We start from the raw sequence: 14,223 nt of genomic DNA on the forward strand, positions 1-14,223 counted from the left end.
GTCGATATATCAACCTGCGCTGCTCAGTGCATCCGGAATGTTAGGAGAGGCTTAGCCGCCTGTGACGCTCATATGGCGAGAGACGGCAGGGCGATTGTGACGGCGGTCGATGATGAAATCATGGCCCTTCGGCTTGCGGCCGATTGCTTCGTCAATGGCATTGTTCAGAAGTTCATTGCCCTCTGACGCGCGCAAAGGTTCGCGCAGATCAGCCGCGTCTTCCTGGCCCAGGCACATGTAAAGCGTGCCGGTGCAAGTCAGACGTACACGGTTGCAACTTTCGCAGAAATTATGCGTCATCGGCGTGATGAAGCCGACGCGCCCGCCGGTTTCCTTGATCTCGACATAGCGGGCAGGGCCGCCGGTCTTGTAGGCGATGTCGTTCAAGGTGAATTCTTCGCTGAGTTTGGCCCGAAGCAGCGACAGCGGCAGGTACTGGTCTGTGCGATCGAGATCGATTTCGCCCATCGGCATGGTTTCGATCAGGGTCAGATCCATGCCGCGCCCATGGGCCCAGCGGATCATCTCTGGAATCTCGTGATCGTTGAAGCCCTTAAGGGCGACTGCGTTCAGCTTGACCTTGATACCGGCTTCTTGAGCAGCTTCGATGCCTTCCATGACCTGGTTGAAGTCACCCCAGCGGGTAATGGCACGGAATTTGTCGGGATCCAGAGTATCGAGTGAAACGTTGATGCGCTTGACGCCGTGGCCAGCCAATTCAGGCGCAAAACGTGCCAGCTGCGAGCCGTTTGTGGTGAGCGTCAACTCTTCAAGTGCACCCGACTGCAGATGACGCGAAAGCTCGCCGATCAAATGTATGATATTCTTGCGAACCAGCGGCTCGCCGCCGGTAAGGCGCAGCTTTTTCACACCTTTTTCGATGAAAGCCGTGCACAGCCGATCCAGTTCTTCAAGCGTCAGGAGATCCTTTTTCGGCAGGAACGTCATATGTTCCGACATGCAATAGGTGCACCGGAAATCGCACCGATCCGTCACAGATACGCGCAAATAGCTGATCGTTCGCCCGAAAGGGTCGATCATGGGGGCCTGATGTGCCGTTGTGTCGAGCAATGCTTTGTGGTCCAAGAGCGTCCTCCTACAGAAGAGATAGGATGCCGGCTGCCAATTGTCCAGTCACGGGCGCACACGTTTTCGAGACAACCGCCGAGCCGTTTGCACGCAGTTTTATTCAACCCTGCGTTTGTTGCCGACAGCATCGAACAAAGCGGACAATTGGCCGTTCGAAAGCGAAACAGTCTGCGCTGAGCCAGCCGGTGCATTGGAGAGGATGGGCCACTTCAACCGCGGTAACGGGCCTTGCTTTCGAAACTTGGAGGTGAACTATGCGGTATCTGCCGTTTAGTATCGCCCTGGAAATGAAAAGAACCCGGACTGGCTGGTCAGTCACGATCCGGGTCGATTCAACTTCTAGGAAAGAGGGGCGGGCGAAAGCTCGCTCCTCACTCCAGAAACATATCACTTTTCACAACATTTCCAAGTGCCGTCATTTGCCCGCTTGCGACCTCCAGCGCCTGTGCTTACAGAAGAGGGAAATGAGGAGCGTTCGCATGACCGATGCCTGGCCCAAAGAACTGCGCGTAAGCAAAGACCGCCGATCACTCGCGGTTACATTCGACAATGGCGAAAGCTATGTGCTTACAGCGGAGCTTTTGCGCGTTGCCTCACCTTCGGCGGAAGTGCAAGGGCACTCGCCGGAACAGCGCCAGACGGTACCGGGCAAGGTAAATGTTGAGATCGCCAAGATGGAACCGGTTGGCAACTACGCGGTGCGGATCATTTTTGACGACATGCACGATACCGGCCTGTTCAGTTGGGACTATCTGATCGATCTTGGCCGCAACAAGGATACACGTTGGCAGGCCTATCTCGATGAACTCGCCGAAAAAGGCTTGAGCCGCGAACCGTTTACGCCGCGGCGAGTGACTTGACCTACCTGAGGACGATGACCTCCGTTCCAATATCGACATTGGCGTAGAGGTGTTTCACATCGTCATTGGCCATGCGGATGCAGCCTGACGACATGGCTTGGCCAATCGTCCAGGGTTGGTTGGTGCCGTGAATGCGATAGACCGTCGAGCCGATATACATGGCTCTCACGCCGAGCGGGTTGTTTGGTCCGCCTGGCATATATGGCGGAAGGACGCGCCTTTCTTTGCTTCGCGGGAGCGCATGATAGCGGGCGGGGTCCAGCCGGGCCATTCCGCTTTGCGGGAAATCCCGTTGCTACCGCTCCAGGTAAAGCCATCACGTCCAACGCCGATTCCATAAGCCATTGCGCGGCCAGGTTCGATGACATGAAGAGCCGGCGCTCGCTGGTATTTATCACAATGGTTCCAGAACCATAGGTTGTAGAGAACGACACAGGTTTTCGCGCAATAGGCGAGTGATCCGATCGATATTTGCCGGCTTGGCGTTCAGGTTGGCCCGCGAGAAATATTCTCTTGATAAGACTATCCTGCGCGTTTGCGGGCGCTGTTAAAGAACTCATTCCAAAAAATACCAAACACAACAACGACATGCCAAAAAACTTGTTCATCGCATCCCCCAATTCGATGTCGTGAGTCGCTTCTTCTGTGACATTATTGCAAGTTTTAGAAAAGAACTGGTTTGGTCAACTATTTGTGTGATGAATCGACATGAAAGTGGAGATGAACCCAGGTAAATGTGTCAAAACCGGCACACAGCTTAAAATTGTGCGGCGGCGAGTTAATATTTGGGGCGGGGCATTGTTAAAAGAATCTAAATACGATGCGGTCAAACTGGCTACACACCTCATCGATGACCCATGTTCATCCGTGGGCAACACAGTTCCAGCTGGGCGCGCATCATGAATTCCTATTCCAAAAAACATGCAATCTTTCTGGCTGCGATGTTGTCGGCCACGGCCGTCTCGATGTCGCCGGCTTCGGCAGCCAATAACCTGATGGAATTGCTGTTCGGCAATCGCCGTATCGAATCCCGGCCTGTCGATCAGACCCGCCAAAGGCTGGAGGACGACCAATCTGTCAAGCGCGCGAGCGTCCAGCGTCCGGCTGCCCCTATAAAGCGCGTGGTCGTCACTGCGCCCACAAATTACGACTACAAGCCTGAAGGCTTGGTTCAGGTGGATTTTTCCAAAGTCGATACACAGCTCACGGCCTCTGCCGATCATAGCATGGATGCGTCGCCATCGATGGCCATGGATGAATTCGGTCTGAAGTTCGATCATTTGAAAACCGCTCATGTCCTGGCGGAAAAGGAAATCTCTGATGCCATCGTCTCGTATTATGCGACGAAACAGCGGCCGATCTGGACGGCATCCTATGATGTGACACGACAAGCCAAGGCAGTCGTAGCGCTTTTTGCAAAGGCTGCCGAAGATGGTCTTGATCCACAAGACTATGCGGTTACGGTGCCGAGCGACGATTATGACCGTGCCAATATTCCAGCGCGGTTAAAGGAGCTTGCAGATTTCGAATTGTCGATGTCGGCACGGGCGCTGCGCTATGCCCTGGATCAGGGCGAGGGGCGCATTAATCCGAACCGCCTCAGCGGGTTCCATGATTTCGCCACGGGTCGTGTCAAGCCGCGGGAAGTGATCGATCAGCTTGCTTCCTCGAACGGTCCCGCCGCAACGCTTATTGGTTTCGAACCGCAGAATAAATGGTATGCCGAGCTGAAACAGAATCTGCATGAGCTTGGCGACACCAACGAACCAACTGTGAGCATTGTCCCCGGCACAATGATCCGCCCTGGTGAAACGAACCCGGAAATCCGTAACGTCGTGGCGCTGATCAGGGCGAAAGCGCCAAAGGATTATCTCGCGAAGCACGAAACCGTACTGGCGGCGCATGAGAACGGCGATGTCTATGATGATAGCCTCGTCGAAGCCATCAAGGACTTTCAGAAGGCACAGGGGCGCAAAGGCGACGGAATAATCGGCAGCAGCACCATCAAGTCGCTTCAAACTGAAACAACCTCGTCAAAACGCGACCGTATTCTTTATTCGATGGAGCGGCTGCGCTGGTTGCCGCATGATTTCGGCAAGCGTTATGTCTTCATCAATCAGCCTGCCTACCGGGCCCAGTATTTCGACGACAACACAGAAAAACTGGCAATGAATATTGTCGTCGGATCGCCTACGAACCAGACCTATTTCTTCGATGATACGATCGAGACTGTTGTCTTCAATCCATCCTGGGGGGTGCCGCGCTCGATCATTCTCAACGAGATGATGCCGAAAATACTCAGCAACCCGTCTTATCTCGAAAACAGCGGATACGAGGTCTATGACAAATCGGGCCGTGTGGTTCCATCGAGCTCGATCAACTGGTATCAGGTTGCTTCAAATGGCGGCGGGGTCGGCATTCGCCAGAAGCCGAGCCTCGACAATGCTCTTGGGGAACTGAAGATACTCTTCCCAAATAGCCACGACATTTACATGCATGACACGCCGGCCAAATCCTATTTCAAGCGGGACATGCGGGCATTGAGCCACGGCTGTATCCGGCTGGAGCGTCCGCGTGACATGGCTGCGGCTGTGCTCGGCGTTCCGGTCGAAGATTTGAAGCAGTATTTCGGCAAAAACGAACGCAGCGTCAAGGTAAAGGACCAGCTGCCCGTCTACGTGTCCTATTTCACAGCATGGCCGGATGCGACAACAGGCGAGATCAAGTATTATGATGACGTCTATCAGCGCGATGCCTATCTCGAAAAAGCGTTCGTCAAGACACGCGCCGTCAGGCAGGCAGCAAGCGTTCAGACCGCGACGCTATAAAGGCAAGGTCATTCGTCGGACTTGATCTCGAAAGGCGGCAGGCTTTGAAACGCGAGTTTCAAGGCCTGCGACCAGCCATCGGAAATAATTTCATAGTAGGGATCATGGCGTTCGATGCGCTTCTCGAAGCCAAGCTTGAGACTGTCCGACTCGTAAAATTGCAGATCTAGCGGCAAACCCACCGAGAGGTTGGATTTCAACGTCGAATCGAAGGACACCAGCAATAGCTTGGTTGCCTCCTCAAAGGTCATCGCCGGATCGTAGGAACGCACGAGGATCGGTTTGCCATATTTATGCTCGCCGATCTGGAAGAAGGGCGTATCAGGCGTTGATTCAATGAAGTTTCCCTCGGGATAAATCAGAAAAAGTCGCGGATCGCCGCCTTTGATCTGACCGCCGAGGATGATCGAGGCGCCGAACGAATCCGCACGCTGCCCGCCGGAATCCACCTCGTCGATGACATGTCTTATCGTATCGCCAACAAGCCTTGCCGTCTGGAACATCGACGGCATTTCGTAGATCGACGGCGACCGTTCCGATGGCTGCTTGGTGCGTTCATTCAGGATGCTGATGACGGCCTGGGTTGTTGCTAGGTTGCCAGAGGAAAGCAGCGTGATGACGCGGTCGCCTGTCTTGGCCCACGTATACATTTTCTTGAACGTAGAGATATTGTCGACACCAGCATTTGTTCTCGTGTCAGACATGAACACAAGGCCGCGGTCCAGTTTGAGCCCCACGCAGTAAGTCATAGCGAATCCCGAATTCCGATAGCAGAGCGATTACTGCTCTACATTGACCTCTACGGCAAGTGATTCAATGCCCGGTCCAAAGCGTATTCCGGAAACTGGTGCCGCTTCGCGGTAATCGAGGCCGCAAGCCAGACGCACGTAGGTTTCATTCGGACAAATATCATTGGCCGCATCGAATCCTACCCAGCCTAGTCCTTCTATATGGGCCTCGGCCCAAGCGTGGCTTGCCGTCTGTTCTATCGTGTTGTTCAGCATGAGATACCCGGATACGTAGCGGGCCGGGATGTTGAGCAGGCGAGCGGCCGAAATGAAAATGTGCGCATGGTCCTGGCAAACACCATTGCCGTTGAGGAGGGCTTCTTCAGCGGTCGTGTTGATAGTGGTCGTGCCGGGCGTGTAGGCCACTTTCTGATGCAACAATCCCATCAGATCGTGCATGACTGCCAGTTTGTCGTTCTTGGCCGGCAAGCTTGCTGCCAATTCACGGATCGCATCTCCGGCTTTGGTCAGGTCCGTTTCGCGCTCGTAGAGCCATATCGGCATGAAATTATAGACCTTGCCGAGTACACCGGTACGGTCCTCGGTTTCGACGTGCCCTTCGGCGTGAATAACGAGTTCCTCCACGTCGCGATCAAGCCGTATCAATATGGTGCGATTGCCATAACCGTCGCGGTAGTTCGCTTCCTGCGTTGCGCCCTGGACGTTCAGCGTCCAATCGATGACCTTCTGGCCCGGACTGCTCTGCGGATGCATGCGCAAGCGCAGCACCGAATAGTGTACCGGAGCGTCGTAATGATAGCGGGAATTATGCTGGATGTTCAAAAGCATGATGTTCAATCGAAATTGTAGGCTTCAGCGATCTTACTGCTCAAGCTGTTCGTCTGATAAATGAGATCACTCAGGAATTCGTGCAGCCCATTGTCGAAAATGGTCCGGATCTCGTTGTTTTCGAGCCGTGTCATAATGCCTTCCGACATGTCATGGCATTCGTGCCGTTTGCCGTAGTCGTTTGCAAGGTATTTCAGATTATCCACGATGTTTGAGTAGCAAAAGTTCAAGGATCGCGGCATGCGAGAATTGAGGATCAGATAATCCGCAATGTTCACGGGATTGTACTCGACATCATAAACCCAGCGATACGAGCGATGGGCGGAAACGGAACGCAGGATTGATTCCCACTGAAAGTTGTCGAGTGTCGTGCCGACATAGGAAATCGACGGCAGCAGCACGTAATATTTGACATCGAGAATACGCGCTGTGTTATCAGCCCGCTCGATGAATGTGCCAATGCGCGCGAAATTGAAAATCTCGTTGCGCAGCATGGTCCCGTGAAAAGCACCGCGAATGATCGCGGTTTCACGCTTGATCTGATCGAGCACGCGTGGAAGATCAGTTTCTGGGATCGCTGAAGCCAGGGTCGATTTGAGCACCATCCAGGTTTCGTTGACGCTTTCCCAGGCCTCACGCGTAAGCGCCGTGCGCACCATGCGCGCGTTGGAGCGTGCAGTTTCAACGCAGGACATAACGCTCGAAGGATTGCTCAGATCGCGCAGCAGGAAATCCGACACCAGGCTCGCGTTGTATTCCTTGTACTTGTTGTCATAGCCGATCTTGACGCCGGCGCTCATCAGTACCGATGACCATTCTTCCGGCGCGTCGGATGTCTTCGTCAAGGCCATACGCAACCCGGCATCGATCAGGCGCGCCATATTCTCTGCCCGCTCTATATAGCGGAACATCCAGTAGAGACCATTTGCGGTTCGGCCAAGAAGCATTTTTTGGTGGTATCCCTCTTTGTCGTTCTGGAACCGTCTTGAGCGGTTCTTATACCCCTCAGAACAAGTCTAATCGTCCAGTACCCAAGTATCCTTTGTACCACCTCCCTGGCTGGAGTTGACGACCAGCGAGCCCTCTTTCAGGGCAACGCGCGTCAAACCACCCGGCGTGATGCGTATGCGGTCGGAGACCAGAACGAAGGGCCGCAGATCTACATGGCGCGGCGCGAGGCCCTTTTCGGTCATGATCGGCGTGGTCGAAAGCGCCAGCGTTGGCTGTGCAATGTAGTTTTTCGGGTTGGCCTTCAATTTGAAAGCGAAAGCCTCACATTCCTTCTTCGAAGCAGCCGGACCGACGAGCATCCCATATCCGCCGGAGCCGTGAACCTCCTTGACCACAAGATCGGAAAGGTTTTCGAGCACATATTTGAGCGTGTCCGGTTCCGAGCAGCGGTGGGTCGGTACGTTCTCCAGGATCGCCTTGCGGCCGGTATAGAACTCGACAATTTCCGGCATATAGGAATAGAGCGCCTTGTCGTCGGCAATCCCGGTGCCCGGTGCATTGGCAATCGTGATGTTACCCGAACGATAGACATCCATGATCCCGGCAACGCCCAATGCTGAATCGCGGCGAAAGGTGAGGGGATCGAGGAAGGAATCGTCAACTCGCCGATAGAGGACGTCGATCGCGCGGTTACCCTCGGTGGTACGCATGACCACCTTGCCATTTTCGATCTTGAGGTCGCTACCCTCGACGAGTTCGACACCCATCTGGTCGGCAAGGAACGCGTGTTCGAAATAGGCGGAATTATAGATGCCCGGCGTCAGAACGGCGATGGTCGGCGCGCCCTTGCATCCGGGCGGAGCAACCGCCGCCAATGACTGGCGCAGCAGCTTCGGATAGGTTTCAACAGGACGTACCTTGATCTGCTGGAATAGCTCCGGAAACAGTTGCATCATCGTTTCGCGGTTTTCAAGCATGTAGGACACGCCAGAGGGTGTGCGCGCATTGTCTTCCAGAACGTAGAATTGGTTCTCTTCGGTCCTTACTATGTCGACGCCGATGATATGCGTGTAAACATTTCCCGGCGGTCTAAACCCGACCATCTCCGGCAGATAGGCATCATTGTGTGTGAACAATTCGCGAGGAATGCGGCCAGCGCGGATAATCTCCTGGCGGTGATAAATATCGTCAAGAAACGCGTTGAGCGCCATGACACGCTGCTCGATACCTTGCGACAGGCGGCGCCATTCATTGCCGGTGATGATGCGTGGAATAATATCGAAGGGAATGAGACGTTCGGCGGCTTCTTCATCGCCATAGACTGCGAAGGTAATCCCGGTCTTGCGAAAAACGTTCTCGGCGTCGAGCGACTTTTGAGCCAACCGCTCAGGGTTCTGGGTATCGAGCCAGCATTTTAGCTGTTCATATGGCGGGCGCACGTCACCGCCGGTTTTGATCATCTCATCAAATGGCTTCACTCAAAATCCCCTTCATATAAGCGTCATTCAAGCGGGTTCGGCAAAAAATGCAAGCACATTCCATTGTCCGGGGGCATGTGTTGCAGCACAGCTCAAAAATTAGGCACCTATAATGGGATCGAGGCAAGCGCAGTGCGATCTTCGTCTAATGGGTAGGCGGTTCGGGTCCTTGTACACTAGCCAAATAAAAAGCCCGGCTACCGATTGGCAGCCGGGCTCTGGAATCATTTCGCCGTGCTTAGTATGGAGAAACACATTGACGACGGGGGCCGTTGTTGGGCTGGTACGTATTGTCATAGGCCCGGTACGACCGATAACGATTATAGCACCATTGTGTATGTGAACCGTCGGCGCGATAAACCGGGCGAGGAGCAATAGCGCTGCCGACTATGACACCGGTGCCGAAAGCGGCCAGCGGAAACCATGCGCCGTTATAGTAACGGTAGCCGGGGCGATAATAATTGTAACCTCGGTGACCTCTGTACCAATATCGGTCTCCGCGATAGTAGCGGTCTCCGCCATAGTAGCGACCTCCGCCGTAGTAGCGACCTCCGCGATAAGGACGTCTATATTGTACCTGTTCGATGTTGGGGCTGCTGGTTTCAACACTCAAGGGCGAGAGCGGCGCCGAAAAGGCAGGCATGGGTCCGACCGATGTCATGCCCACCGACATCGCAAGAGCGGCCAGTATTGAAGTTAGTTTCCTCAATTTTTCCTCCTGGAATTCCGGGACTGTGTGCCCCGATTTCAATGTAAGAGCAAAAAACCTCGGATGGTAGGCCAAAGCCGCCTAACACCTGTAGCTGGTTAACGCGCTGATAAAAAAATCGTTCCAATTCAGTCGGTTCAGGCGCTAACCGCACCTATCAAATCGTCTGCAAGCTTTACCTTCAACTCACGATAGTGTGAGATGATCCGGCTTGGCTCATAGGTTGCAACCGGTAGATCCGAATAGCCGAAGTCCACTGCGATTACGGGAATTCCCGCAGCCTTTGCCGTGTTGATATCCGTTTGGCTGTCGCCGATCATCACTGCACGTTCGGGATCACCGCCAGCTTTGCGGATCGTTTCAACCAGATGGCGCGGATCGGGCTTGCGGTAGGCAAAAGTATCGGAACCGCAAATCGCACTGAAGCGGGACGATTGGCCAAGGCCCGCCAGGAGGTTAACCGACAGGCCTTCAAATTTATTGGTGCATACGGCAAGCAGGTAACCGGCGCTAGACAGGTCTTCCATGGCTCGTTCGGCGCCTTCATAGAGCGCCGAGTGGCCGGGCATGTTGGCACCGTAATGCTCGATAAAGATATCAACCAGCCAGTCGAGCTGTTCCGGGCTCAGCAGTTTTTGCTGTGCCTCGAATGCGCGCTCAATCATCACGCGTCCGCCTTGCCCGACATAACGGCGCAGGGTGACTGGATCGACCTTTTGCATGCCTGCTGCATCAAGGCAATGATTGAGACTATCGAGGAGATCCGGGGCGGTATCCACCAGAGTTCCGTCAAGATCAAATACGACAATGGGTTTGGACATCTATATTCCTGTGGCATCCGTGCCGATGGCGAAACCAGATTATTACCGGTTTCGTGAGGTGACCTTCCCACACTGAAGTATAAGGTGGGCTCAAAATCAAGCGACGAGCCTTGACCCGGTTGCCTGACGTGTTAGGGAGCCCAGTGTCAAGTCAAAGCGAAGACAAGTCAAAGCTACAAGAGGGCGCACCATCCATGGATGCCAAATCGCTGAAGATCAAAGCTGCTGCCGAGGCCCTGACCTACGTCAAGGACGGCATGCGCCTTGGAATTGGAACGGGCTCGACCGCAGAGGAATTCGTGCGGCTTTTGGCTGATAAGGTCGCATCCGGAATGAATGTCATTGGCGTACCCACATCCGAGCGCACCGCGGCTCTCTGCCGCGAACTCGGCGTCAAGCTCACCACTCTGGAAGAAACGCCGCAGCTTGATCTTACGATCGACGGTGCCGACGAGGTTGACCCTGAACTTGCATTGATCAAGGGCGGGGGCGGCGCGTTGCTGCGGGAAAAGATCGTCGCGGCAGCTTCGAGCGAGATGATCGTGATTGCTGACGAATCGAAGCTGGTGGAGGCGCTGGGTACTTTCCCGCTGCCCATCGAGGTCAATCGTTTTGGACTTGCGGCGACAAAACTTGCTATCGAGCAGGCGGCTGGCAAGCTCGGACTTGTGGGTCCTGTTACATTGAGGATGACGGGAGACGAAGCATTTGTTACAGACGGCGGACATTTGATCCTGGATGCATCTTTTGGCCGCATTCCGGATACAAGAGCTTTATCGAACGCTCTGCACGCCATACCTGGCGTGGTGGAGCATGGACTTTTTCTGGGACTGGCGCGCGTAGCCATTTTGGCCGGTGCTGACGGGATCAGAACGCTGCTGAGCCGTGCGTCTGCTTAGAGGCACAAGAAGCAGGTGCACTTTGAATCTGCGCAAAGCCTTCTGAAAATCGATGATTTTGGGTTATGCGCGACAACGTCGAAAACGGAGCGATAAATTCATGAACCGAGCAACTGGCTTCCGCCGCTTGATTGCACCTTTGTCTATCGTAATCATGCTTGGCGGTCTCTGTGCCGCCCAGGCGCAGGATGCGAACAACAACAATAATATTACAGCATCGCATCTCGCAGCCGCCCGGGCTGCTATTTCCGCAATCAAGGCAACGGACCAATTCGACTCGATTCTGCCAAGCGTTGCACAGCAGCTGAAGGGCGAGTTGATCCAGAAGGATCCCAATCTCGAATCTATCATCAGCGCAGCCGTCGACGAACAGGCTTTGGCGCTTGCAGCACGCCGCGCCGACCTCGAAAATGAAGCCGCCCGCGCCTATGCTGTGTCGTTCAATGAAGAAGAACTGAACGCGATCACCGGGTTTTATAATTCCACGGCTGGTAAGAAGCTTTTGTCCGAAGGTCCGATCGTTACGCGTGAAGTGATGAAGGCAGCTGGCATCTGGCAGCGTGGCATCGCGCGCGACCTGGCCCAGGCCGTTGCCGAGAAGGTTGTCGCTGCAGCCGCCGCTACAGCCCCCGCGCAAGCTCCAGCCGCACCCGCCGAACCGGCTCAGCCAAAACCCTGAGTGCTGCCTTAATTCGATATTCTGCAAAGCCCGGCCGCAAAGCCGGGCTTTGTTCTTTTAAGTCGCCACTATACAACCCATATGAACTGCTCATCAGATTCGGAGTGTTTCCACCATGCCAAGCTATGACTACGACCTTTTCGTCATCGGGGGAGGGTCGGGCGGTGTTCGCGCGGGCCGGCTTGCCGGTGCCATGGGCAAGAAGGTCGGGCTCGCCGAGGAATACCGGATGGGCGGTACGTGCGTAATCCGCGGCTGCGTTCCAAAGAAGCTTTTTGTATACGCGTCGCAGTTTTCCGAACATTTCGAAGCTGCTGCCGGGTATGGCTGGAGTTTTGGTGAAACGAAGTTCGATTGGCCGACGCTGGTCGCCAATAAAGATCGTGAGATCGCGCGACTGGAAGGGTTGTATCGGCAGGGACTCGATAATTCCGATGTCGAGATTTTCGACAGCCGCGCAGTCCTTATCGATTATCACACAATCGAAATCCTCAAGACTGGCAAGCGGATAACTGCAGACCAGATACTGATTGCAACAGGCGGTCATCCTAATCCGCATCCGGCTCTGCCTGGGCACGAGTTGTGCATCAGTTCCAATGAGGCATTTCATCTGGAGAAATTGCCAAAGGCCATCATCATCGAGGGCGGCGGCTATATCGCTGTTGAGTTCGCGAATATTTTCCATGGTCTTGGCGTTGAAACGACGCTGATCTACCGCGGCAAGGAAATCCTTTCGCGCTTCGACCACGATCTTCGCCAATTGCTTCACGCGGCCATGGTAGCCAAGGGTATCCGCGTACGTTGCGTGGAGGTCATCGAGGAAGTGAAACGCCAGGATAATGGCCGGCTCGCTGTCCGTCTTTATGCGGGCGATGAGCTTGTTGCCGACCAGGTCATGTTGGCCATCGGCCGTGCACCAAACACGAAATCGCTTGGCCTGGAACAGGCAGGTGTAGAAATTGACGAGCTCGGCGCTATCAAGGTTGACGAGTATTCGCGCACAACCAGGGCCAACATCTGGGCTGTAGGCGACGTGACCAACCGGGTCCAGCTGACGCCCGTCGCGATTCACGAGGCCATGTGTTTCCTCGAGACAGCATTCAAAAACAATCCCACCAAACCCGATCATCGCCAGATCGCTACCGCCGTTTTCTCGCAGCCTGAAATCGGTACCGTAGGACTGACCGAAGAAGATGCGGCCAGGGAATTCAAGGAGATCGAGGTTTACCGCGCTCTTTTTCGCCCGATGCGCAACACGCTTTCCGGCGCCAAGGACAAGATGCTGACCAAGCTTATCGTCGATGCCGTCAGCCGAAAGGTCGTCGGTGCGCATATATTGGGACCCGATGCGGGCGAAATGGCTCAACTTTTGGCCATTCCCATCAAGGCAGGGTGCACCAAGAATGATTTCGACCGCACAATGGCGGTGCATCCTACTGCTTCTGAAGAACTGGTTACCATGTACAAGCCAAGCTATAGGCTGGTGAATGGCGAGCGTGTTGATTGATGAATGAATTCGAAAACCTTGCGAAAAGCGGCAAGCTTGTCGCTTATTTCGGTTATGGCTCGCTGGTAAACCGTCAAACATTACGGACTAACATCGTGCATGCCATGCCGGCCAAACTTCACGGTTGGCGGAGATTGTGGCGTGCCAGTCCAAGCGAGAGCGAGCTCCCCACAGCGCTCCTCTCGGTCTGCCGGGACGAGAGCGCCAGTGTGGATGGTCTTTTGGTTTTCGACTACCAGGAAAACCTTCCAGCAGTCGATCTGCGCGAGCAAAATTACGACCGCCGCAACGTCCTGCCTGAGGACATCGAGACTGCAACGCCTTTTCCGGAAGGCGTGCCGATCTTTGTGTATGAGGCGCACGAATATGTACCGGTTCGTCCAGAACCGCCGATGATCCTGCAATCCTATTTGGATGCGGTCATGCAGGGTTTTCTCGTCGAGCATGGTGAAGAGGGGCTTCGGCACTTCGTGCTTAAGACAGAATATTTCAACACACCGATCTACAGGGACCGACCGTCGCCGACCTATCCACGCGCCGTGAAACTCAGCGACAAGGAAATCGACATGTTCGACCGGTTGCTCGTAGAGATTGGTGCGAACTTTACCGATGCGCCAGAAATAAATGATGCGACTGCTGCTAACGTAAAGTAAGATCAAGCTTAGTCGCGTTCGTCGGTTTTTACTTCCATTAATAGCCGCCTGGAGCGCGACAACGGGCTCATCTACGTTGACGTCAACAGGACTGGCGTATCCGTTGTAATTGGACTATACGAGCGCCTTCCGGAATGACCGGATATTCTCAATGCTACCAATGTGGAAAGCA

At 54.5% G+C, this 14,223-nt stretch carries 13 protein-coding genes and 1 pseudogene; 6 read left to right on the top strand and 8 right to left on the bottom strand.

Features of this window, described 5'->3' with window-relative positions; genetic code table 11:
* Nucleotides 1-51 precede the first annotated feature (51 nt).
* Nucleotides 52-1,041, bottom strand: coding sequence for a GTP 3',8-cyclase MoaA (moaA, locus tag ACSQ3H_RS12035; protein ID WP_436119428.1), 990 nt, complete (start codon nt 1,039-1,041; stop codon nt 52-54).
* 527 nt (nt 1,042-1,568) lie between these two features.
* Between moaA and ACSQ3H_RS12040 the strand changes: the two genes are divergently transcribed.
* Nucleotides 1,569-1,949 carry a gamma-butyrobetaine hydroxylase-like domain-containing protein gene (locus tag ACSQ3H_RS12040; protein WP_436117283.1) on the top strand — a complete coding sequence of 127 codons (381 nt, stop codon included), beginning with the start codon at nt 1,569-1,571 and terminating at the stop codon, nt 1,947-1,949.
* 1 nt (nt 1,950) lies between these two features.
* On the opposite strand, the pseudogene ACSQ3H_RS12045 reads toward ACSQ3H_RS12040, so the two are convergent.
* A pseudogene (locus ACSQ3H_RS12045) lies at nt 1,951-2,557 on the bottom strand (L,D-transpeptidase).
* A 291-nt stretch (nt 2,558-2,848) separates the two neighbouring features.
* Between ACSQ3H_RS12045 and ACSQ3H_RS12050 the strand changes: the two are divergent.
* Nucleotides 2,849-4,777 (top strand): L,D-transpeptidase family protein, encoded by a 1,929-nt coding sequence (locus ACSQ3H_RS12050; RefSeq protein WP_436117284.1) that lies wholly within the window; start codon nt 2,849-2,851, stop codon nt 4,775-4,777.
* 8 nt (nt 4,778-4,785) lie between these two features.
* On the opposite strand, the gene ACSQ3H_RS12055 is transcribed toward ACSQ3H_RS12050, so the two are convergent.
* The 6 genes from ACSQ3H_RS12055 to ACSQ3H_RS12080 all read right to left on the bottom strand — a co-directional run bounded on the left by ACSQ3H_RS12055 (nt 4,786) and on the right by ACSQ3H_RS12080 (nt 10,313).
* Entirely contained in the window at nt 4,786-5,526 is a 741-nt protein-coding gene (locus ACSQ3H_RS12055) for a peptidase (RefSeq protein WP_436117285.1), read from the bottom strand.
* A 30-nt stretch (nt 5,527-5,556) separates the two neighbouring features.
* Nucleotides 5,557-6,354 (bottom strand): transglutaminase family protein, encoded by a 798-nt coding sequence (locus ACSQ3H_RS12060; protein WP_436117286.1) that lies wholly within the window; start codon nt 6,352-6,354, stop codon nt 5,557-5,559.
* 5 nt (nt 6,355-6,359) lie between these two features.
* Complete coding sequence (locus tag ACSQ3H_RS12065) at nt 6,360-7,301, bottom strand: alpha-E domain-containing protein (RefSeq protein WP_436117287.1); 942 nt, start codon at nt 7,299-7,301, stop codon at nt 6,360-6,362.
* Between the two features lie 69 nt (nt 7,302-7,370).
* Nucleotides 7,371-8,783: a circularly permuted type 2 ATP-grasp protein gene (locus tag ACSQ3H_RS12070; protein WP_436117288.1), complete on the bottom strand. Its 1,413-nt coding sequence runs from the start codon at nt 8,781-8,783 to the stop codon at nt 7,371-7,373.
* Between the two features lie 238 nt (nt 8,784-9,021).
* Complete coding sequence (locus ACSQ3H_RS12075) at nt 9,022-9,456, bottom strand: BA14K family protein (RefSeq protein ID WP_436119429.1); 435 nt, start codon at nt 9,454-9,456, stop codon at nt 9,022-9,024.
* Between the two features lie 173 nt (nt 9,457-9,629).
* Complete coding sequence (locus tag ACSQ3H_RS12080; RefSeq protein WP_436117289.1) at nt 9,630-10,313, bottom strand: HAD family hydrolase; 684 nt, start codon at nt 10,311-10,313, stop codon at nt 9,630-9,632.
* Between the two features lie 194 nt (nt 10,314-10,507).
* Between ACSQ3H_RS12080 and rpiA the strand changes: the two genes are divergently transcribed.
* The 4 genes from rpiA to ACSQ3H_RS12100 all read left to right on the top strand — a co-directional run bounded on the left by rpiA (nt 10,508) and on the right by ACSQ3H_RS12100 (nt 14,051).
* Complete coding sequence (rpiA, locus tag ACSQ3H_RS12085; protein WP_436119430.1) at nt 10,508-11,212, top strand: ribose-5-phosphate isomerase RpiA; 705 nt, start codon at nt 10,508-10,510, stop codon at nt 11,210-11,212.
* Between the two features lie 100 nt (nt 11,213-11,312).
* Nucleotides 11,313-11,891: a DUF2059 domain-containing protein gene (locus ACSQ3H_RS12090; protein WP_436117290.1), complete on the top strand. Its 579-nt coding sequence runs from the start codon at nt 11,313-11,315 to the stop codon at nt 11,889-11,891.
* A 115-nt stretch (nt 11,892-12,006) separates the two neighbouring features.
* Complete coding sequence (gor, locus tag ACSQ3H_RS12095; protein ID WP_436117291.1) at nt 12,007-13,398, top strand: glutathione-disulfide reductase; 1,392 nt, start codon at nt 12,007-12,009, stop codon at nt 13,396-13,398.
* Nucleotides 13,398-14,051: a gamma-glutamylcyclotransferase family protein gene (locus tag ACSQ3H_RS12100; protein WP_436117292.1), complete on the top strand. Its 654-nt coding sequence runs from the start codon at nt 13,398-13,400 to the stop codon at nt 14,049-14,051. Before gor ends, ACSQ3H_RS12100 begins: the two co-directional genes overlap by 1 nt.
* Nucleotides 14,052-14,223: the final 172 nt, after the last annotated feature.

This window comes from Phyllobacterium sp. LjRoot231, assembly GCF_964253365.1.
Lineage (GTDB): Bacteria > Pseudomonadota > Alphaproteobacteria > Rhizobiales > Rhizobiaceae > Phyllobacterium.